Here is a 25103-nt window from a genome sequence, read left to right as displayed (position 1 = left end):
ACGAGAGCGGTGGTACCGATAAAGAAGTATTTTCTGGTAACGGCAGTTCTTATCGATTCAAATGAAGCTACCCGATTGATTAAAAACTTTAAACGGACATACGGGATATTAGGAGAACCAAAGGGAACAAGTCTTCCAGACGGTTTGCGGCACGGGTTCTTTGACGCGTTCTGCCGGAGCTTAATCTACGCCGAAAGAACGAAAGTCTTTGAAGCTGAATTTCCCCATATCCGTCGGGCTGGACATTGAACACTACAAAATAAAAAAGGCTACCCGCAGGTAGCCCAAATAATAAGCGTCGGCACTTTACCGAACCCCTGCTTCAAGTCACTAACGGTGCCACGATGGGCCCCTCCTGGGCAGGCGGCAGGTGCGGTTCCTTCATTCAGGAAGCACTTTCCATGACGCTCCCTAAGGGTAGGCGTGACATGCCATTTTGTCAATATTCAGGGTTGACTTTACGTTGAAGAAATCAATCAACCGCGCTTTTTGCGCAGGCGGATGATGATATCGACGTTGACGATTTCCATACCTTCCGGAACCGGCGGCAGATGACCAACCATTGAAGAGCCATCCGGAATATCGATGACCTCATTTTCACCTTCAACGAAAAAGTGATGATGGTCAGAGGTATTGGTATCGAAATAAGTCTTTGCACCCTCTACGGCCAGAATGCGCAGCATTCCCGCCTGAGTGAATTGATGAAGCGTATTATAAACTGTCGCCAAAGAAACCGGCACATCAGCGCCAAGCGCTTCCTCGTGCAGTTCTTCGGCTGAAAGATGGCGGTCACCTTTGGAGAAAATCAGGTTTGCCAGCGCGATACGTTGACGGGTAGGCCGTAGACCAGCAAAGCGCAACCGCTCCTGCAAAGGGACGTCTGCGTCGATTTCATAAGAAATATGCATGGCGCTTATGCCACTCCGTTAACTGATATCCAAAGTCACACAACAGATTTTTATCCGGCGTGCTACATCATTCATATATGCCGTCTTGCGAAATCGATCAATAGGCAGCAAATACGCCGATAGTATGAGCTTTGCCAATGGATCGGCTGCGTAAGTTTCGCACTGTTTCCGATGAAAGCAAGGGTTCCATTTGCGCGTGGTTTGCTCTAGGAAGCGTTTTCAGGCGGAAATACTCTGTGATAGGGTCCTGCACGTCTGGACGTCATGCGTCCCAAGCGCAAGATTTGGAAGTTACCGATGGGAGAAAGAATGCCAGAACAGAAATCAAGCTACGGCTATGAAGAGCTTCTAGCCTGTGCCCGTGGAGAGATGTTCGGTCAGGGCAATGCCCAATTACCAGCACCACCCATGCTGATGTTCGACCGCATTACCGAGATTTCTGAGACGGGTGGCGAAAACGGCAAGGGCTATATCCGCGCCGAATTCGATATCAAACCTGATCTCTGGTTCTTCCCCTGCCATTTCATCGGCGATCCCGTCATGCCGGGCTGTCTCGGCCTCGATGCTATGTGGCAATTGACGGGCTTTTATCTCGGCTGGCTGGGGGAACCCGGCAAGGGCCGCGCGCTTTCCACAGGCGAAGTGAAATTCACCGGAATGGTCACGCCAAAAAATAAACTTGTCGAGTATGGCATTGATTTCAAGCGCGTAATGCGCGGCCGTCTGGTTCTTGGCATTGCTGATGGCTGGCTAAAGGTCGATGGCGAGACTATCTACAAGGCAACCGACCTGCGGGTTGGCCTATTCAAGGAAAGCGCGGCGTAAGCCTACGCAATACCTTCAAGGAGATCGCGATGCGGCGAGTGGTTGTGACGGGCATGGGTATTGTGTCCTCTATCGGCAATAATGTGCAGGAGGTTCTCGAATCCCTGCGCGCAGCGAAATCAGGCATCGTCTTCGCAGAAGAATATGCAGCCCATGGTTTTCGCAGCCAGGTAAAGGGTGCGCCAACGCTCGACCCGTCAACGCTGGTTGATCGGCGCGCCATGCGCTTCCACGGAGGTGGCACGGCATGGAACCATGTTGCCATGGATCAGGCGATTGCCGATGCCGGCCTCGACGAAAGCCACATCTCCAACGAACGTACCGGCATTATAATGGGTTCGGGCGGCTCATCCACACGAACCATTGTCGAAGCCTCGGAAAAGACCATCGAATCCGGCTCCAGCAAGAAGGTCGGACCATTTGCTGTGCCGAAAGCCATGTCTTCGACCGCATCGGCAACACTCGCCACATGGTTCAAGATCAAAGGCGTCAATTATTCCATCTCTTCGGCCTGCGCCACTTCCAATCATTGCGTCGGCAATGCCTATGAGATGATCCAGTACGGCAAACAGGACATGATGTTTGCCGGGGGCTGCGAGGATCTCGACTGGACGCTCTCCGTGCTGTTTGACGGCATGGGCGCAATGTCCTCAAAGTTCAACGACCGGCCTTCCGTGGCCTCCCGTGCTTACGACAAGAATCGTGATGGTTTCGTTATCTCCGGGGGAGCCGGTGTTCTCGTACTTGAAGAGCTGGAACATGCCAAAGCTCGCGGTGCCAAGATTTACGGCGAACTGGTGGGCTATGGCGTGACATCAGACGGTGCCGATATGGTTGCACCAAGTGGTGAAGGTGCGGCCCGCTGTATGCGCATGGCCATTGCCAACGTCAAAGGCAAGGTCGACTACATCAATCCGCATGCGACTTCCACGCCTGTTGGCGATCTGAAAGAAATCGAGGCCATTCGCGAAGTTTTCGGCTCCGGCAATGAGTGCCCGCCAATTTCCGCCACCAAGTCACTCACCGGCCACTCGCAGGGTGCGACGGGTGTGCATGAGTCGATCTATTCACTGCTGATGCTTAACAATGATTTCATTGCCGAAAGCGCCAATATCGAAGAACTGGACCCGGCATTCGAAGATATGCCAATCGTCCGCAGGCGGATCGACAATGTGAAACTAAACACCGTCCTGACCAATTCCTTCGGATTTGGCGGAACGAATGCGTCGCTGGTATTCCAGCGCTACGAGGGATAAAAATGGGTGATCTGATGAAGGGCAAGCGCGGTCTCATCATGGGAGTCGCGAACAGCCATTCCATTGCCTGGGGCATTGCCAAGGAGCTTTCCGACAATGGTGCCGAGCTTGCCTTCACCTATCAGGGGGATGCTTTTGGCAAGCGCGTTGCGCCTTTGGCTGAACAGCTGGGTTCCAAGCTTCTGCTCCCGTGCGATGTCGAAGATATCGCTACGGTCGATGCGGTTTTCGAAACTCTTGAAAAGGAATGGGGCACGATCGATTTTATCGTTCATGCCATCGGCTTTTCCGACAAGTCGCAGTTAAAGGGCCGCTATGCGGACGTGACGACCCGGGATAATTTCTCGCGAACCATGGTCATCTCCGCCTACTCTTTCACAGAGGTCGCGCAGCGCGCTTCAAAACTGATGAAGGAAGGCGGCTCTATCCTCACGCTCACCTATGGCGGCTCAACGCGCGTCATGCCCAACTACAATGTCATGGGTGTTGCCAAGGCGGCGCTTGAAGCCATGGTACGTTATCTGGCTGCCGATTACGGTCCGGAAGGTATTCGCGTCAATGCGATCTCCGCGGGTCCTGTGCGGACTTTGGCGGGTGCCGGCATCGGCGATGCTCGTGCCATGTTCTCGTATCAGCAGCGTAATGCACCTTTGCGCCGCACTGTCGATATTGGAGATGTCGGCCGGTCGGCGCTCTATCTCCTGTCTGATCTTTCAAGCGGCGTTACCGGCGAAATCCACTATGTGGATTCCGGCTACAACATCGTCTCGATGCCGACATTGGAAGAGCTGAAAAAATCGGACGACGGTAAAGAATAGTCACTCCTGCCAGAGCTGACAGCAATCATGCTAAACGTGGCTTGTCTCCGCGTGGTTTTTGCTGCGGATGGATATTCCTTTTCGTGAAAGTATCGGGATATCTCATGCGCCTCGTCGAAACTCTTATTTACAGGTTGAAACCTGGTACAGGCGCGGAATTTCATCGCCTTGTGCAGGAGCAAAGCTTGCCCCTGCATGAATCTTTCAGGATGGACATAGTTGATCACGGACAGTCCGAACATCATCCCGATGCCTATTTTCTCATTCGCGCCTATGACAATCTTGAACATCTGGATGCCTCGCAAGATGCACTCTATACGAGTGATGAGTGGCGTAAGGGACTTCGTTCCGCCATCATTGAACTGATTGCCGAAAACTTGAAATCAACTACATGGTTAAGTGAGGCGGCTATCGAGGAAACCCGACTGGCGGGTATGAGACGACGCTCAATAGGCGGCTAATTTTCGCTTGATATTTTATTCTTAGACGTCGTCTCATGTCGACATTTGGAAGAAATGAACAAGTCTGACGACGGCAAAGAATAATCTCCCGCATTTTTGGAGCCTTAGACACGTTTTCACTCGATATGAATTCACATTGCAGAGAAACGAGACATTTTCAGAGAAAATCTGGCCAAATTTCCAGCAAATTCGCTATCCCAGGCTGTAAAATGGTTGTGCGTGGTAGAATTTACTTCTTCGCCTCAATAACTTTGTAGCCGGCGTTGTCTTCAATCGGCGTGACCTGCTTGAACAGTGATTTCAATCCTGCCTCATAGGGCATTTGCCGATTGGCAACGAGCAAAAGCCTGCCGCCGGGCTTCATCCGCTTTGCAGCCGCAGCAATGAAACCCTGCCCCATTGTCGGGTCGGCGCTGCGTCCTGCATGGAACGGCGGGTTCATAACGATTGTATCGTAAATCTCTGTAATTGCTTCGCTATTTACATCATGCCAATGGAATTTGACGGGCGTTTGACCGCCATCAATATTGGTTTTTGCAGCTTCCAGCGCTTCGAAATCGGCCTCATAAAGATCAAGCGACTTCAGCTTTTCCGGATGCTTCAATACTTCGCTGGCGAGATAACCCCACCCCGCTCCGAAGTCTGCGACATGGCCGCTGATACGTCCTGCGAAATGCTTGATCAGCATCGCAGAGCCATTGTCGATTGCCGCATGAGAGAACATGCCCGGCGCAGTGTTGAAGCGGCTTTCAACCCGCGTGTCCTTGGGCGTAAGCCTTTGAATATCCTCTTTATTTATTTCGTTTGAGCGAATAAACCAGAATGCCACTGCATGATTTTTTGACAGCCTGTCTTCTATGCTCGTGAGGTTCGAAACAGTTTTACGAAAGCTATCCACACCCAGTTTCTTATTGCCGCAAACGACTATTCTACCGCCAGCCTTTACCTGGTTAAGCGCCTGCGCCAGCCAGCCTTCATTGCGGCCACGATGTTTGCCAAGCAAGATCAGTGCACCGTCAAACTCGGCATTTTCCTGTAACCTTGGGACCGCAGTAAAACCTGCCTTCTGCAAAGCCAGATAATCCGGCTTGAATGGCTGCAGGCAAGTCAGGATAGACTTCCACTCATCTCCAATAGCACGATCCGTTTCAGCGCCGAGAAACAACCACGCCGCGCCTTTATTGGGCACGGGCAGTATCTCATCTTCAAAAGGCAGAAACAGTGTTTGGAGAGCGCCGTTGGCCATTACAAAGTCCGTCTATAGATGGTTATATCAAGAAAAAAGCGCGCCACAGGGACGCGCTTTTATTATTGCATGGTCAGAAGATTACTCAGCGTCTTCCTGAGCCTTCTTTTCCTGAACGATTTCTTTGCCGGTTTCCTGATCGACAACCTTCATCGACAGGCGAACCTTGCCACGCTCATCAAAGCCCATGAGCTTGACCCAGACCTTCTGGCCTTCCTTGACTACATCCGAAGTCTTGGCGACACGATCCGAAGCAAGCTGCGAGATGTGAACCAGACCGTCGCGTGGACCAAAGAAGTTTACGAACGCGCCGAAGTCAGCAGTCTTTACAACTGTGCCTTCATAGATTTCGCCTACTTCAGGTTCCGCAACAATCGAGTGGATCCACTTGCGGGCAGCTTCGATTTCCTTGGCAGAGGACGATGCAATCTTGACTGTACCATCGTCTTCAATGTTGATCTTCGCACCTGTCTTTTCGACGATCTCGCGAATGACCTTGCCGCCTGAACCGATAACGTCACGGATTTTGTCGGTCGGAATGCTCATGACTTCGATGCGTGGTGCAAATTCGCCAAGTTCCGAACGGCCTTCGGTAATGGCTTTCGCCATTTCCCCGAGGATGTGCAGGCGGCCGTCTTTGGCCTGAGCCAAAGCAACCTTCATGATCTCTTCAGTGATGCCGTCGATCTTGATATCCATCTGCAGGGCAGTGATACCATTCTCGGAACCGGCTACCTTGAAGTCCATGTCGCCGAGGTGATCTTCGTCGCCGAGGATATCGGAAAGAACAGCGAACTTTTCGCCTTCGAGGATCAGGCCCATCGCAATACCCGCAACCGGGCGAAGCAGCGGAACACCAGCATCCATAAGGGCTAGAGACGTGCCGCAGACTGTTGCCATTGACGACGAACCGTTGGATTCCGTGATTTCGGAAACCGTGCGGAGCGTGTAAGGGAACTGTTCCTTGGCAGGCAGAACCGGGTGGATAGCGCGCCATGCAAGCTTGCCGTGACCGATTTCACGACGGCCGGGCGAACCCATGCGACCTGTTTCACCGACCGAATAGGGCGGGAAATTGTAGTGAAGCATGAAGGTTTCTTTGTACATGCCGGTCAGCGAGTCGACATATTGCTCGTCTTCGCCTGTACCAAGCGTAGCAACAACGATAGCCTGTGTTTCACCGCGGGTGAACAGAGCCGAACCGTGCGTACGTGGCAGAAGGCCAACTTCCGAAACGATGGGGCGAACCGTCGAAAGGTCACGGCCATCGATACGGCTGCCTGTATCGAGAATGTTCCAGCGAACGATTTTCGCCTGAACGGACTTGAATACAGTTGCGATTTCTTCTGCCGAGAACTCTGGTTCTTCAACGCCTTCCGGGAAGAAATGCGCCTTGACCTTAGCCTTGGCAGCATCAATCGCAATATAGCGTTGTGCTTTGTCAGTGATCTTGTAAGCATCGCGGAGATCAGTTTCGGCAACCTTGAGAACAGCTGCTTCAGCAGCCGAAACATCGTCTGCCTGGAAATCGCGTGGCTCTTTTGCAGCAACTTCAGCAAGCTTGATCATCGCCTCGATTACCGGCTGGAAGCTGCGATGACCGAACATGACAGCGCCGAGCATAACGTCCTCAGCCAATTCCTTGGCTTCCGATTCAACCATCAGAACAGCGTCGCCAGTACCGGCAACAACCAGATCGAGGCTCGATTCAGGCATTTCATCGACAGTCGGGTTCAAACGGTATTCGCCGTTGATGTAACCAACGCGAGCGCCGCCAATCGGGCCCATAAACGGAACGCCGGAAAGCGTCAGAGCGGCGGAAGCGCCGATGAGCGAAATGATGTCCGGGTTGTTTTCGAGATCGTGCTGGATAACAGTCAGAACAACCTGTGTGTCGTTCTTATAGCCATCGGCAAATAATGGGCGGATCGGGCGGTCGATCAGGCGCGAAACCAGCGTTTCGTTCTCGCTCGGCCGGCCTTCGCGCTTGAAGTAACCACCGGGGATCTTGCCGGCTGCATAGGTTTTTTCCTGATAGTTTACAGTCAGAGGGAAAAAATCCTGACCTGGCTTTGGTGACTTTGCGGAAACAACTGTGGCTAGAACTACCGTCTCACCGTAAGTGGCCAGAACTGCGCCATCTGCCTGACGGGCAATCTTGCCGGTTTCCAGAATGAGCGGACGGCCGCCCCATTCGATTTCAACTTTGTGTTGATTAAACATATCTTGTCCTTGAGTGGAGAAAAACGCGCTTCCCTTTGGATAGCAGCATCTTTCTTCCGTTTCGTTTCGACCAATCACGGGCAAGACAATTTGCAACTCGCATTCCGAGTTGCCAGCAATCCTGCCCCATGACCTGTCACATGGGTATTCTTCATCCCTTTAGAGGATGAGCAGAAACCGGCGGGACATTAACGCCGCCGCCGGTTTCAATCCGTTATTAGCGGCGCAGGCCGAGCTTTTCGATCAGCGTCTGGTAGCGGCTCTGATCAATCTTCTTGAGATAATCAAGAAGGCTGCGGCGCGTCGAGACGAGCTTGAGAAGACCACGACGGGAATGGTTATCCTTCTTGTGGTCCTTGAAATGTTCGGTCAAATTGACAATGCGCTCTGTCAGAACGGCAACCTGGACTTCCGGAGAACCGGTATCGCCTGGCTTCGTTGCATATTCAGTGATCACTGCCTGCTTGCGTTCAGCGGTTATCGACATCGTATATCCTTTCTTTTGAAGAGGAAAACAGGATGCCCACGGCCGGGATGTCGTCCAGCGGGGGCCAGTTAAAGCGACAGGCAAAGCCTGAAGCTTGGGGCCGTATAGTCGAAATCGTGACGAATTACCAGCCGCAAATGATTCTTAGCCGCGAAGGCCCATTTTCTCAGTTGCCAATTTGGGACCAATGCTAGAAAAACTTTAAATACCTTCGTCTTACCTAAAGAACCCTCATTATGAACGATAACGCGACAATCAATCTGTTCTCTTACGGGACTCTCCAACTGGAGAGCGTTCAACTATCATCCTTCGGTAGATTGCTTATTGGTGCCAAGGATACCATTCCCGGTTTCAGTCGCTCTATGGTCGAAATCACCGACCCTGATGTAATCAAGGCGAGCGGTAGCAATTTTCATCCCATCGTTGGGCCAAGCAGCAACCCCGCTGATGAGGTGGAAGGAACGGTGTTCCAGATTACCGAACGTGAACTCGCAGCGGCAGACGCATACGAAGTTTCTGATTACAAGCGAATAGAGGTCCGCCTGAAATCAGGCGTCAATGCTTGGGTTTATGTGAAAGCCTAGTTGGTAAACACGCGTTTCGGATTGAATTGGCCGTTCTCGATGAACCCGATGGCAAGGACTTTACCTTTGGCGGTTACACAAGCTTCGGCGGCCTCAACCGGCGCATCACGCCCCCTTAGGACAATCGGGTTACCCATACGAATCCGGTGCGCCTGATCGTCAGATATCGCAACCTGTGGCAAGCTTTCCAACGCAGCACCGGTATCGATAAGGAAAGCGTCCATAACTGAGAAACGCTCGGAAAGACGTTCATAAGAACCTTCATCGCTGGTTTCTTCCGTCGGCACCGGCGGATGAGCTGCCTCCAACTCCTCCAGCGTGACAAAATCAGTTTCATCGAACGGAGCAACTTCAATGCGACGAAGATCCGCTATGTGACCGTAACAACCCAAATCACGCCCCATGTCTCGCGCTAACGAGCGAACATAAGTACCCTTGCCGCACTCAACCTCAAAAATAGCTGTTGAGGCATCCGGGCGTTCAATAAGTTCAAGGCGATCAATCTCGACTTCGCGTGAAGGTATTTCGACCTCTTCACCGCCGCGAGCAAGATCGTACGCGCGCTCACCCGCAATCTTGATGGCGGAGAATTTTGGCGGGGTTTGCTGAATGACGCCAGTATATTTAGACAACAAGCCTTTGATGGCCGCTTCATCCGGACGATTGTCTGAGGTCGCGCTCACTTCGCCTTCCAGATCATCGGTTGTGCGCTCCGCACCCCAAGTCACAGTAAAGCGATAGATCTTTGTGCCGTCCATCACATAGGGAACTGTTTTTGTTGCTTCGCCCAAGGCGATTGGCAACATGCCCGAGGCCAAAGGATCAAGCGTGCCGGCGTGACCGGCTTTCTCGGCCTTGAACAGCCATTTGATCTTCGAGACTGCCTCCGTTGACCCCATGCCTTTAGGCTTGTCGAAGATCAGCCAGCCGGAAACCGGACGGCCCTTTTTCTTGCGCTGCCTTGCCATTTAATTATCGCCATGTCCTGGCACATCGCCCGGATTTGGATCGCCGCCATCATCATCGTCGTTGTCATCGTCGGTGAGGTCGCGAGCAACTTCCGGCTTGCGTAACAAAGCATCAATTTTCGCATAATTATCGAAGCTTGCATCAATACGAAATCGAAATTCCGGCATATGTTTCATAGACTTAAGATGGACACCAGCACGGCCCCGAATAAATCTGGCATGTTTGTTCAGTGCGCTGACAACTGCCTCGCTATCTGTGGCGCCAACAGGCGAAACGAAACAGGTGGCGATCTTAAAGTCAGGAGACATACGCACTTCGGAGATCGCAATAACAGCATTCTCAAGTTGATCATCGCGTATGTCCCCACGCTGCAAAACTTGCGACACCGCATGACGCACCTGTTCGCTGACGCGCAATTGGCGTTGGTTTGGACCTGATTTGGTAGCAGAACGTGCCATTATTACCTATCCAGATATGCAAGAGATCGCCGGATATCAGTCCGGCGATCCTGCTATCATTAATCGAGACGCTTGGGTTTAGAGCGTGCGGGTTACGTGTTCGACGCGGAAAGCTTCGATTGTATCGCCTGCGCGAATATCCTCGTAGTTTTCGAACGCCATACCGCACTCCTGACCCATCGGCACTTCGGCGACTTCATCCTTGAAGCGCTTGAGCGTCTTGAGCTTGCCTTCGTGGATGACAACGTTGTCGCGGATAAGGCGTACCCCTGCCCCACGCTCGACCTTGCCTTCCGTGACACGGCAACCGGCAACCTTGCCAACTTTCGTGATGTTGAAGACTTCCAGAATTTCCGCATTGCCGATGAAGGTTTCGCGGCGTTCCGGCGACAGAAGACCCGACATCGCTGCTTTCACATCGTCTACGAGATCGTAAATGATGTTGTAGTAGCGAATTTCGATGCCTTCGCGTTCGGCCAAATCACGAGCCTGCTTGTTGGCACGAACGTTGAATCCGATGATTGCAGCGTTCGATGCTTCGGCAAGAGCAATATCGCTTTCAGTGATACCGCCAGCACCCGAATGGATGATGCGCGCCCGCACTTCTTCGGTACCGAGCTTGTCCAGCGCACCGGCAATGGCTTCAATCGAGCCCTGTACGTCGCCCTTGATGAGCAGCGGGAACTCTTTCAAACCGGTTACCTGCAGCTGGCTCATCATCTGTTCGAGCGAACCACGGGAACCAGCCTGCTTTGCCACAGCCTTTTCACGGGCCAGACGCGTGCGATATTCAGAAATCTCGCGTGCCTTGGCTTCATTTTCTACGACTGCAAAGCGATCACCAGCCTGTGGCGGGCCACCGAGACCGAGGACCTCAACCGGCATTGCCGGTCCGGCGTCCTTCATGTTTTCACCGCGATCATTGACAAGTGCACGGACACGGCCCCATTCGCTACCTGCAACGATGATATCGCCCGGATGCAAAGTACCCTTCTGAACCAGAACTGTCGCTACCGAACCGCGGCCACGGTCAAGTTTGGCTTCAATGACCACACCTTCCGCAGTACGTGTCGGATCAGCCTTGAGATCCAGAACTTCAGCCTGAAGCAGGATTGTTTCAAGGAGTTTGTCGAGGCCAACACCAGTCTTGGCGGAGACCTCCACGTCGAGCGTTTCACCGCCCATCGATTCCACGAAAACTTCATGCTGAAGCAGTCCGTTACGCACCTTCTGCGGATCAGCAGAAGGCTTGTCGATCTTGTTGATCGCAACGATGATCGGAACGCCTGCCGCCTTGGCATGATTGATCGATTCAATCGTCTGCGGCATGACGCTATCGTCAGCAGCAACCACCAGAATGGCGATATCTGTAGCCTGTGCACCACGTGCACGCATTGCAGTAAACGCAGCGTGGCCAGGCGTATCGATAAAGGTGATCTTCTGGCCGTTCTGCTCAACCTGATAAGCACCGATATGCTGGGTGATGCCACCAGCTTCGCCAGACACAACATTAGCCTTGCGGATAGCATCAAGCAGCGAGGTCTTGCCGTGATCGACGTGACCCATGATGGTAACAACCGGAGGACGCGATACGAATGCACCCTGATCATCCTGAACGTTGAAAATGCCTTCTTCAACGTCGGATTCAGCAACCCGGCGAACCGTATGACCGAACTCTTCGGCGATCAGCTGAGCCATATCCGCATCGATCAGATCGCCCGGCTTCATCATCTGGCCTTCCTTCATCAAATACTTGATGACGTCGACCGAACGCTCAGCCATACGCTGGGCAAGTTCCTGAATGGTGATGGTTTCCGGCAACACGACTTCACGCGCGATTTTCTCGCGTGTTTCCTGCTGCATGCCGCGCTTGAATTTCTCCTGACGACGACGCATGGCTGAAAGCGAGCGGCTGCGACCTTCGTCATTGAGCGCAGAGCCCAATGTCAACTTGCCACGACGGCGCTCATCTTCGCCCTTGACGACCTTCGGAGTGCGAACTTCAGGCTTTGCCGGGGCAGCACTGCTGCCACGGCGGGCACCGGCCGGACTACCGCGGCGCGTCTCTTCCTCTTCCGCAACGTTTGTCTTGCGTACAGGAGCTTTCGATCCGGTGTCTTCGGCGGCTGGTGTCTCTGGCTGACGCTTGCGCGATTCTTCTTCGGCGCGCTGCTTGGCCTGAGCCTCTTTGCGAAGACGCTCTTCTTCCTCTGCCTGGCGACGTGCTGATTCTTCGCGTTCCTTGGCGCGCAAAGCATCCTCTTCTGCACGGCGTGCTGCCTCAACGGCTGCCTTGGCACGGTCTTCAATATCCCGCGCCTTGGAACCCTCGAGGGCCTTGCGGCGCGCTTCGAGTTCTGCTGCCGAAAGCGTATTCAGCACCATGCCGGAGCGGTCGTTTGGCCGCTGTCCTGCCGGGCGATAGGGCTGTTGGCCCGGACGCTGAGGCGAAGATGTCTGGGCCGGACGATTAGCCGGGCGCGCAGGTGTTGCCGAAGCCGATGTGCTGGCTGGTGCAGCAGCCGGTGCGGCCGGACGAGGCGCTGGAGCGGCTGCCACTGGCTGTGGTGCCACAGCAGCAGGCTGCGGTGCAACCGGCGCAGGCGCGGCTGTCACAGGTGCAGCCGGCTTTGGCGCAGCAGTTGTCTGAGCAGGCGCTGGCGTTGGCGCAGCAACAGGAGCAACCTCCGGCTTTTGGTCCGGCAGGCTGAACTTGCGCTTTTTCGTTTCAACGACAACAGACTTCGTCCGCCCGTGGCTGAAATTCTGGCGCACCGTGCTTTGTTCGATACCGGGCCGCTTCAGGGTCAGGGTTTTCTTGTTGACGCCAAGCGTCTTGTCGTCTGTCGATTTTGTATCGCTCATTCCGTTTCCGTTTCCTTCGCAGCGGTTGCCGCTTTAGCGCTGGTCTGCTCGTCCAGACCTTCGCGAAAATGCTGTAGCACCCAGACTCGCTTCATAAGCCCGGCAGCTGCCCTCCCTTTGAGTACGGCAGCATGTATCACATTAACCCCACCCAATGCCAAATCCATTTCATCGCTACTGAACAATGAAAGGGCGGGTATATCAGGTCCGTCGGCATAAACTACCGAACGACGGGCCTGGTCAAGTTTTCGGACGCCGTCTTCCGCTGCTTCAAAAGCATGCAGCACGAGCCCTGCCGTGCCGTTGCGGATGGCGATATCCACTTTTGCGGCCCCTGTTATCACAACACCGGCCTTTCGCGCCAACCCAAAACTTCCCAAAGCTGATTTTGCCAGCATCTGGTCAACGATCTGCCCGAAATCATCCGGAACTGTCACCGCTGTTTTCAGTCCGCGCGGGAAAAGCTTCCGCTTCACCGCTTCATCAATGTAACGTCGCTGGGCCTTCACCCAGCATCCCCGACCGGGAAGATTGTGCTTCAAATCAGCAACAACCGATCCATCCGGGGCAGCTACGAACCGGATCATGTCATCGACAGAACCTGCTTCACGCGTGACGATGCACGTTCTGTCGTTCATTTCCGCTTCCATATTCGGATCGTCTGGGATTAGCCAGCGACCTCTTCGTCAGCTTCTTCGTTAGTCTCGGTTGCAACAAGATCATCTTCCGTGATCCAGCCAGCCTTCAAACGAGCAGCAAGCACCATCTGTTCCGCATCAGCACGGCTAACTTCGAACGCTGAGAGGATTCCCGGGAAATTGACTGTCTCCCCGTCCTTGCGTTCGCGCCATCCGGTCAACTCATCAACAGCATATCCCGCAAAGTCTTCAACGGTTTTCACACCATCTTCGCCGACTGCAACCAGAATCGCATTGGTCATTCCAGGCAGGTCACGAAGCTCGTCAGAAACACCCAGTTCCTTGCGGCGGGCATCACGTTCTTCTTCGATCCGTCCGAGATATTCCTGAGCACGCTGCTGGATTTCTGTCGCCGTATCCTCATCGAAACCATCGATGGAGGAAATATCATCGCTATCAACATAAGCGATTTCTTCCACGCTGGCAAAACCTTCGGACGCAAGAACCTGACCGACCATCTCGTCAACGTCGAGTGCTTCCATGAACAGGTTGGAGCGTTCGACGAATTCCTTCTGGCGGCGTTCGGATTCTTCCTGCTCTGTGAGGATATCGATATCCCAACCCGTGAGCTGCGACGCCAGGCGCACGTTCTGACCGCGACGACCAATCGCTAGTGATAGTTGGTCATCCGGAACCACAACTTCAATACGTTCAGCATCTTCGTCAAGAACAACCTTGGAAACTTCTGCAGGCTGTAATGCATTCACGATGAAAGATGCCGGCTCTGGCGACCAAGGAATAATATCGATCTTTTCACCCTGAAGCTCACCAACAACCGCTTGAACGCGTGAACCACGCATACCAACGCAAGCGCCCACTGGATCGATAGACGAATCACGCGAAATGACAGCGATCTTGGCGCGGGAGCCCGGATCACGAGCTACCGACTTGATTTCGATGATGCCATCATAAATTTCCGGCACTTCCATGGTGAAGAGCTTGGCCATGAATTGCGGATGTGTGCGGCTCAGGAAAATCTGTGGTCCGCGCTGCTCGCGGCGAACGTCGTAGACATAAGCGCGGACACGATCACCGTAGCGGAATGTCTCGCGGGGGATCAGCTCGTCACGACGGACAATTGCTTCACCGCGACCGAGATCAACGATCACATTGCCATATTCAACGCGCTTGACGCTGCCGTTGATGATCTCACCAACACGATCCTTGTATTCGTCATATTGACGATCACGTTCGGCTTCGCGCACTTTCTGCACAATAACCTGCTTGGCCGACTGGGCGGCGATGCGGCCGAAATCCATTGGAGGGAGCTGGTCGGCAAGGAAATCGCCCGGCTGCGCATCAGGATTACGGTCGCGGGCGGCATCCATGCCGATCTGCGTAACCGGATCTTCAACATTGTCGACAACTTCAAGCAGGCGTTGCAGCTTGATTTCGCCAGTCTTGGCGTTGATATCGGCGCGAATATTCGTTTCCTGGCCATAACGCGAGCGCGCGGCTTTCTGAATGGCATCGGCCATCGCCGCAATAACGATCTCGCGGTCAATCGACTTCTCGCGAGCAACCGCATCGGCGATCTGCAGAAGTTCTAGCCTGTTTGCACTGACTGCCATTTTCTTCTCCTTGGGTTCACCACCACGCTTCCTCTGCGGGCGTATGAAATTCAATCCGGTTGTTAGCTCTGCGCCTCGTCCGAAGCATCTGCTTCGTCAGGAGCATCGTTATTTTCTTCAGGTATACGGCCTTCGCGAAGATCCTTGTCGCGGCGCAAAGCATCGCGAATAAGATCATCCGTCAAAATGAGACGGGCATCGGCAATCATTTCGAATGGGACTTCGACATCTGGCTTGTCGCCATACGTTGCCTGATCGCTTTCGATTGTTATTGAATCATCAGTGACATTGGCGATCCGCCCGCGGAATTTCTTCCGCCCTTCCAGAACTGCTGACGTATCAACCTTTACGATATGACCGCTCCAAACAGTAAAATCTGATTTCCGAACGAGCGGACGGTCGATCCCCGGCGACGAAACTTCCAGATGATAGTTCCTATCGATAGGATCTTCCACGTCGAGCACGGGAGACAAAGTCCGGCTTACCAGTTCGCAATCTTCAACGGTCATTGTACCGTCGTTCCGCTCGGTCATGATCTGCAGTGTCAAGCCGTTGAGGCCTGAAAGACGCGCGCGGACGAGCCTGAAACCAATCGATTGGAGAACCGGCTCGATAATCGAAGCAACACGGGCGTCGATGCCGGTTTCAGTAATAATACGCTCTTCCAAGCCTGCTGCCGGAACAGTTTGATGCTCTGTATTGGTGCCGTCTGTCACACAAATTTTCCCTGTTTTGGCCCCAAGAAACAAAAAAGAGCGGGACCTGTGTGGACCCACCCCTGTTCTATCGACCAAGAATATGCGTTCTATATACCGAAATGGACTGAGACTTTCAAGCTCCGTAGCAAATTTCTGCGATCCTGCTTTGCATTAGCCGGTATATCTCAATTTCGCATAGCTGCCCTGCATAACTGGCTCTTACCAAAACCACGCCTCATCCCTATCTTTGCTGCATCGCAATATAAACGCGAAAGGATGAGAAAATGCATAAGACATCAACAACTTCCAGGATCGGCCGCATGCTGAACGTATTCGGCAGCGCTGTGGCAGTAGCATCAGCAACACGCACTGGCCACCAGCCAATTGCGTCTGATCTGCGCGCCCTTGGTATTGCCCCTGTTCAGTTCAGCTCCATCCACCGGAACTAATTGATCCGGTGGACGGTGAATGAAGCACTTAGTCTTCATTCGCAGCAAGCGAGGCCAGAACTTTACCTTGGCCTCGGGCACGCATGATGAGCGGCACAACAACCGCACAGACAGCGAGAACCAGCAAGGTTACCGCTATTGGTGATCCCACCAATACAGAAAAGTCGCCCTGACTAATCTGTATGGCGCGACGCAATTGCGTTTCAGCCATAGGCCCAAGAATCAGGCCCACCACCACAGGCGCAATCGGATAACCGAATTGCCGCATGAAGTAGCCAAACAATCCAAACAGAATCAGCATCGCCAACTCAAATGAGAAAGCGATCCACCCCAATTGGAAAATTGCGGAGTTGGCACCTATCGTACCCAATGTTGCGAACACCAGAATTCCCGCATAAAGCCAAGGCTTGGGAATTGAGAGCAAACGGACCCAGACGCCGATCAATGGCAAGTTCAGAATCAGCAACATAAGATTGGCAACGAGCAGGCTGGCAATCAGGCCCCATACGAGTTGCGGGCTTGTAGCAAACAGCAATGGTCCCGGCTGAAGTCCAAACTGCTGGAAACCCGCCAGCATGATTGCCGCTGTCGCTGTTGTCGGCAAACCCAACGTCAGCAGCGGTACAAGCGTGCCCGCAGCAGAGGCATTATTGGCTGCTTCCGGCCCTGCCACACCTTCAATTGCACCGTGGCCAAATTCTTCCGGCTTTTTTGCCAGTTGTCTTTCTACTGAATAGGAGAGAAACGTCCCGATCTCAGCACCGCCAGCTGGCATTGCACCGATTGGGAAGCCAATCGCCGTTCCACGCAGCCAAGGCTTCCATGAACGGGACCAGTCTTCCTTTGTCATCCAGACCGAGCCTTTGACCGCTTCGATCTTCTCATCCATCGTCGATCGCGACGCCGCAACGGAAAGTGTTTCGCCAATCGCAAACAGAGCAACAGCCAATGTCGTGACTTCGATGCCATCGAGCAAATCTGGAATACCAAAAGCAAGCCGTGCCTGCCCCGTCAATTGATCCTGCCCAACCAAACCAAGCGCCAATCCGATGAACAGGGCCGTCAAGCCTCGAAGCGTCGAATCACCAAAGGCCGCAGAAACCGTCATGAACGCCAGGACCATCAGCGCAAAATATTCCGCAGGCCCGAATGACAGGGCGAACTTCACAATCCACGGGGCAATGAACGCAAGCCCAATTGTTGCGATCAAGCCGGCGACAAATGAACCAATTGCTGCTGTTGCCAGCGCAGGCCCGCCCCGCCCCGCCCGGGCCATCTTGTTACCTTCAAGTGCGGTGACGATTGAGGCGCTTTCACCCGGCGTGTTCAGCAGGATGGATGTCGTCGATCCGCCATACATGCCGCCGTAATAGATACCGGCGAACATGATAAGCGAGCCCGCCGGGTCCAATTTGTATGTCACCGGCAGCAATAGAGCGACCGTCAGGGCCGGACCAATGCCTGGCAACACACCTACAGCAGTGCCAAGCGTAACGCCGATCAGTGCGTAGAGAAGGTTCATCGGCTCCATCGCCACGGCGAAGCCTTGGAACAGCAATCCAAATGTGTCCATTGACCTTAACCCCCGAAAAAGAAGCGTTCTGGCGGTCCTGCCGGAAGAGACAGCTGAAGTCCCTTGGCAAAAAGTATCCAGACGACAAAGGAAAGTACGATCCCAACCGGTATCGTCATCCATAATTTAGTCTTGCCGAAGGCTCTGGCTGTTGCAGCGAAAAGTAAGCCGGTCGCAATCGAGAAGCCAAGGACGTTGAGAAGGAGCATCTGAACTGCGAGTCCACCCACAATCCAGAGGACAGGGCCCGGTGCCTGCGATTCACGTTCCGGGAATTCTCCACGGAATGCCTCGAACACCGTCCAGATAGCCAGAATAAACAGAACTATGCTGATGGCATATGGAAAAGCAGCCGGACCAATGCGTGTGGCGCTACCGCCATGCGTCGTGGCGGTGCTGTATCCGATTATGATAGCCAGAATGGCCAAGAAGGCCGCAATGGCCAGCGCCGCCCGATCAGGGCGACGCGTTTTGAAGTTTGGTGACTGTTGTGTCATTTTACCAAGCCGATGTCTTTCAGGATAGCGGCAGTTGATTCCGTATCCTTGGCCAGTTGAGCCTTGAATTCATCGCCAGCCAGATAAGTGTCCGCCCAACCCTTGGCCTTCAACTGTTCCTGCCAGCCTTTGGATTGAACCAACTTTTCGACATCTGCACCAATGGCAGCTTCCTGTTCCTTAGTGATCCCAGGTGCTGCTGCAATCATGCGCCAGTTCTGGATAGAGACGTCTACGCCGCCTTCCTTGAAGGTTGGCGCATCAATGCCTTCCACTTTGGTATCGCTGGAAATGCCGATGATCCGCAGAGCGCCCGATTTGATCTGTGATTCAAATTCGCCGTAGCCGGAAATACCAACCGTCACCTGACCACCAAGAATAGCTGCCAGCGCTTCGCCGCCGCCGGAGAAAGCGATATAGTTCACTTTGGTCGGGTCGACACCTGCGGCTTTGGCCAGTAGACCTGCAGTAATATGGTCCGTACCACCGGCGGAACCGCCGCCCCATGATACTGCGCCCGGATCAGCCTTCAACTTTTCAACAAGATCGGCCATTGACTTGATAGGCGATGCCGCAGGCACAACCAGAGCTTCGAATTCGCCTGTCAGACGAGCAATCGGCGTGACCTGCTCCAGTGTTACCGGCGAGGCATTTGTAAGGATAGCGCCGACCATGACATAGCCGCCAACGATGAGCTGCGAAGGATCACCCTTTGCCGAATTGGCAAACTGGGCAAGGCCAATTGTACCGCCAGCGCCCGTAACGTTGACAACCTGCACATTGCCCGAAATTTTTTCTTCCTGAAGTACTGTCTGAAGAGTACGGGCTGTTTGATCCCAACCACCACCGGGTGCTGCTGGTGCCATGATCTTATAATCAGCGGCAAAGGCATTTCCCGATATAGCCATTGCTCCGACAGCTACAAAAGCAAGCAACATCTTACGCATTGTGTGAAGTCCTCCCATAACGGCCCTCGGCCATCGATTTTTTCAGTTTTCGAAGATCTGGAAGTCATATTTAACGCGAACCGGAGGCATTGCTGCCACGATTTAGCGCACAAGAATATGGACAGCCTCCCAGCGGTCTCCTCACCTTTAGAATGATACTAGAAAACTGTCAGGAAGCTGTCACGCAAAATAGCTGGCCAGGGGCTCAGCGGCGCAAGAACATCAGATAAGCCCCGACCCTGCCCTCGCGATGCGCTTTCTGTTCATAGCGCGTGCCGGGCCAAGCCTCATAGGGGGTATGCCAGTCCCCAGCGGTGTGAGCCTGCCAATCGAACTCATCATGTTCGTGACAATGCTGCAGCGTCCAATTCACATAGGTATCGATATCGGAGGCAAAACGGAAACGGGCACCGGATTTTAACACGCGGGCAAAACGGTCAAGATTCTTCTGGCTGACGAACCTGCGCTTCCAGTGCTTCTTCTTTGGCCAAGGGTCCGGATAGAACAGATCAATGCCATCGAGCGATGCATCAGGCAGCCAGTCCAACACCTGCGTCGCATCATCATCGTAAAGCCGGATATTATTCAGAGGGTTTTCATGGAGATCGACAATCAACTTTGCCATGCTGTTGACGAAGGGCTCAATACCAATAAAGCCCGACTTCGGATGGCGCGCCGCCTCGTGCAAGAGATGTTCGCCACCACCAAAGCCAATTTCCATACGCACAAGATCGACCTCAGCAGCAAAGAGGCTGCGGAGGTCATCGGGTGCTGGAGCGGTAAGATCGAGTTTCAGTTGTGGAAGAAGTTCATCCCGGATGGAACGTTGCAAAGGACGTAATGTCTTACCATTCCGTCTGCCGAAAAATGCTTCCGTTGAACGCTCGCGTCTGGGCTCGGTCATACCAATATCCACATTGGCCGCTTAAGCGGCCAATGCTGTCTTCAACTGCTTGGCCAAATCGGTCTTCTCCCAAGAGAACGAACCGTCACGGCCGGGTTTGCGTCCAAAATGACCATAGGCGGAGGTCTTGGCGTAGATCGGTTTGTTGAGGTCCAGATGCTTGCGGATGCCGGAAGGCGACAGGTCCATAACCTTGCGCAATGCCTCCTCTACGGCATCTTCCCTGACCTTGCCGGTGCCATGCAGATCGACATAAACCGAAAGTGGCTGTGCAACGCCGATTGCATAGGAAAGCTGGATCGTGCAGCGATCAGCAAAGCCTGCGGCTACTACGTTCTTTGCAAGATAACGTGCAGCATAGGCTGCAGAACGGTCGACCTTGGTTGTATCCTTACCGGAAAAAGCACCACCGCCATGCGGTGCAGCGCCGCCGTAAGTATCAACAATGATCTTGCGACCGGTCAGACCTGCATCACCATCCGGACCGCCAATGACAAACTTGCCGGTAGGATTGATGTACCAGACGCAATCGTCGGCGATCTTGAGGTCACCCATCGCTTCGCGGATATAGGGCTCGACAACACTACGGACCTTCTTGGAGTCCCAGCTCGCATCAAGATGCTGCGTCGACAGAACTATCTGAGTGGCCTCTGCTGCCACGCCGTCAACATAGCGAACTGTTACCTGGCTCTTGGCATCCGGACCGAGCTTGCCGGCCTCACCTTCACCCTTGTGACGGGCCGCTGCCAGCAACTCCAAGATCTTGTGTGAGTAGTAAATGGGGGCTGGCATCAGATCGGGTGTTTCCCGGCAAGCATAGCCGAACATGATACCCTGATCGCCGGCACCTTCTTCGCCTTGACGGTCAGCGGCATTATCAACGCCCTGAGCAATGTCCGCAGATTGCGGATGCAGCAGGACGTCAATTTTTGCTGTCTTCCAATTGAAACCTTCCTGCTCATAGCCAATATCGCGAATGGCGCGACGTGCAGCGGCGCGGAACCTTGAAGGATTGATAACCGGATGCCCCTTGGCGTCTTTAACGACGGCGCCGCTTTTATCTTTCTTGAGTAATGTATCCGGAACCCGGACCTCACCGGCTATGACAACACGGTTCGTAGTCGCCAGAGTTTCGCATGCGATGCGAACAGTCCACGGATCAACTCCCGTTTTCTTCGCCTCTTTATAGATCATGTCAACGATTTCATCGGAAATACGGTCACAGACTTTGTCCGGGTGACCTTCCGAAACGGACTCACTGGTAAAAAGATAAGAACTGCGCGTCACGGGGAACCCCTCTTGAAAGCAAACGAATGCCAGCAAGCATATGCTGACTGGCGCATAGTGTTTGCCAAGCTACAGCGGTTCCGTCAATTGCTTTAACTTTCAAAAGGAACGCTTCAAGAGGATTTTTTTCCCGTTTTGCGCATAATGATATGAGCAGTCACGATTTAGACTGCATCATCCTCTTGCCCAAGTGTACGAACGAGATCGAGCACTTTACGTCTGATTTTTGCATCACCGATTTTTGCAAAAGCACGGGCCAACTGAATCCCCTCCGAGCTATTGAGGAAGCCAACGACATAAGTCGTCTCACTTTCTTCATCGAACCCACGGGGCTTGTCGACCTGACCGGGCATATCATCGAAAAAGAATGTGACCGGCACGTTGAGGATATTGGCTATCGCCTGAAGGCGGCTGGCGCCTACGCGATTCATGCCCTTTTCATATTTTTGAATTTGCTGGAACGTTATCCCAAGGCTCTCGCCAAGCTTTTCTTGACTCAAGCCTATCATGTTGCGCCGCAATCTAATTCTTGCGCCAACATGGATATCCACGGGGTTTGGACTCTTTTTATTATCGGACATGAAAATCTCATTCGTATGAAATGGAATTGAAAATGAATTTTACCATCAATGTATCAACGTACCAAATATCACTTTATTCGACAGGGCAGTACTAGAAATGTCAACCAACACGCCTTCTACTACGCAAAAAATACCACAGCGCTACAATCAAAACTGCCAATAATACAACTGTAAATTGAAATTGATGAATCCCTTCACCCCAAAGTAGTTGCACCCTCCCCGGAAGCTGGACATCGATAACTCCAACTGCATCGAGCGCGAGTGCGTCAATGATTCGTCCGTATGGGTCGACGGCGCCTGAAAGGCCATTATTTGCAGCCCGGACCATTGGCAGTCCTTGTTCTACTGCACGCAATTGAGCCTGCCGGAAATGTTGATATGGGCCGGGAGTGTCACCGTACCAGGCATCGTTCGTGACATTGATAATGGCATTTGCCGGAGCGCCTTGATAAGACATTTCACCCGGGAAGATTGCCTCGTAGCATATCAGCGGCAATATGGTGAAACCGCTCACAACTTCCAGTGACCTTCGCACCGATGCCGCACTGAAACCACCGGGCAATTCTACTACCTCGCTAATGCCGATCTTTCGAAGAATATTTTCCAGCGGAACATACTCACCGAAAGGAACAAGATGAACTTTGTCCGCAGCGCCTGTAATTTGGCCATGGCTATCGATGGCATAGATCGTGTTGTAATATAGCGGTTCCTCCCCCCCTCCCGGCTCTTCCATCCGGATGGCGCCTGTCAAAAGAGTCTGCCCATCAGCCAATGCGTCGGCGATAGCATTTAGCGCATCAGGGGTTTTCGTCAGAATGTAGGGAACCGCGGTTTCCGGCCAAATTATAATCTGCGGCTTGACCTTGCCTTCTCCCGGTTTTTCGGCGGTCATTGCGAGATATTTATCGAGTATATCGCGACGAGCCTCGGCATCCCATTTGAGATCCTGAGAGATAGACGGTTGTACAATCCGAATTTCAGGGCCGTCCAGTTTGAGTTCTGCCGTAGAAAGCCGGAAAAGTCCAAATCCCACATGGGCAGCGATCAGGATTAGAGCAACCGCAAGTCCAGCTATTCTGCTTTGCCTACCGCCATAAAGCGCGGGCATTGCGAACACGATAACCGCCAGAACGTTCATTGCAAGCAATCCCACAATGACCGACGATTGCATTAAGACCGGCACCGGCATTGCTGCATAGCCGATTGCATTCCATGGAAATCCGGTCAAGACAAAGGATCTCAGCCATTCAGCAACACCGAAACCGAAGCCAAGTGCAAATATGCGACCGATGCCGTCACTCCATAGAAGGCGCGCCAAAGCAGCCGCAAAAGCATAGAAAAATGCGAGAAATGCCGGCAGGCCAAAGATTGCCAGGGGAATAGCCCAGGCGAAGTTGGCAGCATCGACCAGCAACGCATTGCCGATCCACCACAAGCCGAAGACAAAATAGCCAAACCCAAACCACCACCCGACATATGCAGCTGGGAGAAGCCGCCTCACCGGGCTTTTTCCGGCATTATCAACCGCCCCATCGAGCAGCCAGACAAGCACTGGAAAGGCGATGAATGATACAGCAAAAAAATCATAGGGCGGCAGCGCAAAGCTCGCCAAAGCACCTACGAGGAATGCCAGGCCACAACGTCGCCAACCTGACAGAAGCACAATCCTGTCAATCAAACGCCGGATCATGCCCTGCCCAAATCACTAGGGGTCATTCGTCATCCGCTGAAGGTTCGACGACGCCTTGACGCTGGTTGCGCGGTTTGCGTTCTGCGTGACGCAGCGGGACTATACGAACCTTGCGGATACGGCGCGGATCAGCCTCCAGTACGTGGAATTCGTAACCCGGAACAGCTTGAACCATCTCACCCCGAACGGGAATGCGCCCCAGGATCGAGAAGATCAGACCTCCGACGGTATCAACATCCTCTCCATGTTCTCCGACAACGAAACCGGCGCCGATTTTCTCCGATACTTCGTCAAGATCAGCTCGCGCATCGGTAGTAAAGATACCTTCCGGGTCCTCGACGATCATCACTTCATCGTCGTCGTGTTCGTCTTCGATATCGCCGACTACCATTTCCACGATGTCTTCGAGTGAAACCAGCCCGTCAGTGCCGCCATACTCATCAATCACAAGAGCTATCTGAATCCGTTGCGCCTGCATGCGCCCCATCAAATCGCTCGCAAGCATTGAAGGTGGCACGAAAAGGATAGTGCGCATCAGGTTCAGATCAGAAATCGTTTTTGTGAGATCGACGTTGGAGAGATCAAATTTCGCCGCCGCTGGTGCTTTGGGGGCACGCGCACTTTTACGCTGAACCTTGATCCTGGATATCTTGGTAATGTGGTTGACCACATCGCGGATGTGCACCATGCCGCGCGGGTCATCCAGTGTCTCGGCAAAGACCGGCATACGTGAATGACCTGATTTCTCGAATATTTCGAGAAGGTCGCCGAGACTTGTGCTGATTTCAACTGCCTCGATATCAGCTCGCGGGATCATTACGTCCTCAACGCGTAATTCGCGCAAACGCAATATGTTGTGAAGCATGGCGCGTTCTTCTGGAGAAAAAGCCGTATCGCCATGGTGGTCTTCTGCAAGAGCCGCATCAAGGTCCTCCCTTAGGGAAGTTCCGGGACGTGTGCGCAGGAACGGAAAGATCGTGGAAAGAAGCGAGCGCTTTTCTGGAGCAGGCGCTCTGGTGATACTTTGCCCTTCGGCATCACTTTCCTGCCCATTTAAGCCTTTGGTCGGCGCGGCAGGATCGTTTTGGTGCGACGTGTCAGACATGGT

At 53.3% G+C, this 25103-nt stretch carries 24 protein-coding genes; 6 read left to right on the top strand and 18 right to left on the bottom strand.

Annotation, left to right across the window (positions count from 1 at the left end; genetic code table 11):
- Positions 1 to 476: 476 nt before the first annotated feature.
- The gene (irrA, locus tag ABKW30_RS05895) at positions 477 to 908 is read right to left on the bottom strand and encodes an iron response transcriptional regulator IrrA (RefSeq protein WP_348597369.1); all 432 of its coding nucleotides are present in this window, start codon (positions 906 to 908) and stop codon (positions 477 to 479) included.
- 309 nt (positions 909 to 1217) lie between these two features.
- On the opposite strand from irrA, the gene fabA reads away from it, so the two are divergent.
- From fabA to ABKW30_RS05875, 4 genes are all read left to right on the top strand, one after another.
- On the top strand, positions 1218 to 1733 hold the full coding sequence (fabA, locus tag ABKW30_RS05890) for a 3-hydroxyacyl-[acyl-carrier-protein] dehydratase FabA (protein ID WP_008122449.1): 516 nt from the start codon (positions 1218 to 1220) through the stop codon (positions 1731 to 1733).
- A gap of 29 nt (positions 1734 to 1762) precedes the next feature.
- Positions 1763 to 2989 carry a beta-ketoacyl-ACP synthase I gene (gene fabB, locus ABKW30_RS05885; RefSeq protein ID WP_348597367.1) on the top strand — a complete coding sequence of 409 codons (1227 nt, stop codon included), beginning with the start codon at positions 1763 to 1765 and terminating at the stop codon, positions 2987 to 2989.
- Positions 2990 to 2991: 2 nt separating this feature from the next.
- Positions 2992 to 3807: an enoyl-ACP reductase FabI gene (gene fabI / locus ABKW30_RS05880; protein ID WP_348597365.1), complete on the top strand. Its 816-nt coding sequence runs from the start codon at positions 2992 to 2994 to the stop codon at positions 3805 to 3807.
- A 104-nt stretch (positions 3808 to 3911) separates the two neighbouring features.
- Positions 3912 to 4268: a hypothetical protein gene (locus ABKW30_RS05875; RefSeq protein ID WP_348597363.1), complete on the top strand. Its 357-nt coding sequence runs from the start codon at positions 3912 to 3914 to the stop codon at positions 4266 to 4268.
- 229 nt (positions 4269 to 4497) lie between these two features.
- On the opposite strand, the gene ABKW30_RS05870 is transcribed toward ABKW30_RS05875, so the two are convergent.
- The 3 genes from ABKW30_RS05870 to rpsO all read right to left on the bottom strand — a co-directional run bounded on the left by ABKW30_RS05870 (position 4498) and on the right by rpsO (position 8308).
- Positions 4498 to 5514, bottom strand: a complete 1017-nt coding sequence (locus ABKW30_RS05870) for a class I SAM-dependent methyltransferase (protein WP_348597361.1) — start codon at positions 5512 to 5514, stop codon at positions 4498 to 4500.
- 81 nt (positions 5515 to 5595) lie between these two features.
- Complete coding sequence (gene pnp / locus ABKW30_RS05865) at positions 5596 to 7737, bottom strand: polyribonucleotide nucleotidyltransferase (protein ID WP_348597359.1); 2142 nt, start codon at positions 7735 to 7737, stop codon at positions 5596 to 5598.
- 217 nt (positions 7738 to 7954) lie between these two features.
- Positions 7955 to 8308 carry a 30S ribosomal protein S15 gene (gene rpsO / locus ABKW30_RS05860; protein WP_348225792.1) on the bottom strand — a complete coding sequence of 118 codons (354 nt, stop codon included), beginning with the start codon at positions 8306 to 8308 and terminating at the stop codon, positions 7955 to 7957.
- 152 nt (positions 8309 to 8460) lie between these two features.
- Between rpsO and ABKW30_RS05855 the strand changes: the two genes are divergently transcribed.
- Positions 8461 to 8808, top strand: a complete 348-nt coding sequence (locus ABKW30_RS05855; protein WP_348597357.1) for a gamma-glutamylcyclotransferase family protein — start codon at positions 8461 to 8463, stop codon at positions 8806 to 8808.
- Here ABKW30_RS05855 and truB read toward each other — a convergent pair.
- From truB to rimP, 6 genes are all read right to left on the bottom strand, one after another.
- Entirely contained in the window at positions 8805 to 9776 is a 972-nt protein-coding gene (truB, locus tag ABKW30_RS05850; protein ID WP_348597356.1) for a tRNA pseudouridine(55) synthase TruB, read from the bottom strand. The two genes, ABKW30_RS05855 and truB, sit on opposite strands and share 4 nt — an antisense overlap.
- The gene (gene rbfA / locus ABKW30_RS05845) at positions 9777 to 10235 is read right to left on the bottom strand and encodes a 30S ribosome-binding factor RbfA (protein ID WP_348597354.1); all 459 of its coding nucleotides are present in this window, start codon (positions 10233 to 10235) and stop codon (positions 9777 to 9779) included.
- A gap of 78 nt (positions 10236 to 10313) precedes the next feature.
- The gene (infB, locus tag ABKW30_RS05840; RefSeq protein WP_348597353.1) at positions 10314 to 13100 is read right to left on the bottom strand and encodes a translation initiation factor IF-2; all 2787 of its coding nucleotides are present in this window, start codon (positions 13098 to 13100) and stop codon (positions 10314 to 10316) included.
- Positions 13097 to 13750 (bottom strand): RNA-binding protein, encoded by a 654-nt coding sequence (locus tag ABKW30_RS05835; RefSeq protein ID WP_348597351.1) that lies wholly within the window; start codon positions 13748 to 13750, stop codon positions 13097 to 13099. The genes infB and ABKW30_RS05835 overlap by 4 nt, the downstream gene beginning before the upstream one ends.
- A gap of 17 nt (positions 13751 to 13767) precedes the next feature.
- The gene (gene nusA / locus ABKW30_RS05830; protein ID WP_348597350.1) at positions 13768 to 15369 is read right to left on the bottom strand and encodes a transcription termination factor NusA; all 1602 of its coding nucleotides are present in this window, start codon (positions 15367 to 15369) and stop codon (positions 13768 to 13770) included.
- Between the two features lie 62 nt (positions 15370 to 15431).
- Positions 15432 to 16085 carry a ribosome maturation factor RimP gene (rimP, locus tag ABKW30_RS05825; protein WP_348597348.1) on the bottom strand — a complete coding sequence of 218 codons (654 nt, stop codon included), beginning with the start codon at positions 16083 to 16085 and terminating at the stop codon, positions 15432 to 15434.
- Between the two features lie 266 nt (positions 16086 to 16351).
- Here rimP and ABKW30_RS05820 point away from each other — a divergent pair, with 266 nt between their 5' ends.
- Positions 16352 to 16516: a hypothetical protein gene (locus ABKW30_RS05820; protein ID WP_348597347.1), complete on the top strand. Its 165-nt coding sequence runs from the start codon at positions 16352 to 16354 to the stop codon at positions 16514 to 16516.
- Positions 16517 to 16544: 28 nt separating this feature from the next.
- Here ABKW30_RS05820 and ABKW30_RS05815 read toward each other — a convergent pair whose 3' ends face one another.
- From ABKW30_RS05815 to ABKW30_RS05780, 8 genes are all read right to left on the bottom strand, one after another.
- Positions 16545 to 18089, bottom strand: a complete 1545-nt coding sequence (locus ABKW30_RS05815) for a tripartite tricarboxylate transporter permease (protein WP_348597345.1) — start codon at positions 18087 to 18089, stop codon at positions 16545 to 16547.
- A 5-nt stretch (positions 18090 to 18094) separates the two neighbouring features.
- Positions 18095 to 18586, bottom strand: coding sequence for a tripartite tricarboxylate transporter TctB family protein (locus ABKW30_RS05810; RefSeq protein WP_348597342.1), 492 nt, complete (start codon positions 18584 to 18586; stop codon positions 18095 to 18097).
- Positions 18583 to 19533 (bottom strand): tripartite tricarboxylate transporter substrate binding protein, encoded by a 951-nt coding sequence (locus ABKW30_RS05805; RefSeq protein ID WP_348597341.1) that lies wholly within the window; start codon positions 19531 to 19533, stop codon positions 18583 to 18585. The genes ABKW30_RS05810 and ABKW30_RS05805 overlap by 4 nt, the downstream gene beginning before the upstream one ends.
- A gap of 205 nt (positions 19534 to 19738) precedes the next feature.
- Entirely contained in the window at positions 19739 to 20437 is a 699-nt protein-coding gene (locus ABKW30_RS05800; RefSeq protein ID WP_348597339.1) for a tRNA (guanine(46)-N(7))-methyltransferase TrmB, read from the bottom strand.
- A 21-nt stretch (positions 20438 to 20458) separates the two neighbouring features.
- Positions 20459 to 21724 (bottom strand): methionine adenosyltransferase, encoded by a 1266-nt coding sequence (metK, locus tag ABKW30_RS05795; protein WP_348597337.1) that lies wholly within the window; start codon positions 21722 to 21724, stop codon positions 20459 to 20461.
- A 164-nt stretch (positions 21725 to 21888) separates the two neighbouring features.
- Complete coding sequence (locus tag ABKW30_RS05790) at positions 21889 to 22305, bottom strand: helix-turn-helix domain-containing protein (protein ID WP_348597335.1); 417 nt, start codon at positions 22303 to 22305, stop codon at positions 21889 to 21891.
- Between the two features lie 100 nt (positions 22306 to 22405).
- Positions 22406 to 23995, bottom strand: a complete 1590-nt coding sequence (lnt, locus tag ABKW30_RS05785; protein ID WP_348597333.1) for an apolipoprotein N-acyltransferase — start codon at positions 23993 to 23995, stop codon at positions 22406 to 22408.
- Positions 23996 to 24017: 22 nt separating this feature from the next.
- Entirely contained in the window at positions 24018 to 25100 is a 1083-nt protein-coding gene (locus ABKW30_RS05780; protein WP_348597331.1) for a hemolysin family protein, read from the bottom strand.
- Positions 25101 to 25103 lie beyond the last annotated feature (3 nt).

Origin of the sequence: Phyllobacterium sp. SB3 (assembly GCF_040009165.1) — a bacterium.
In the GTDB taxonomy this organism is placed as follows: Bacteria; Pseudomonadota; Alphaproteobacteria; order Rhizobiales; family Rhizobiaceae; genus Phyllobacterium.
This window is presented reverse-complemented; position numbering and strand designations above follow the sequence as displayed.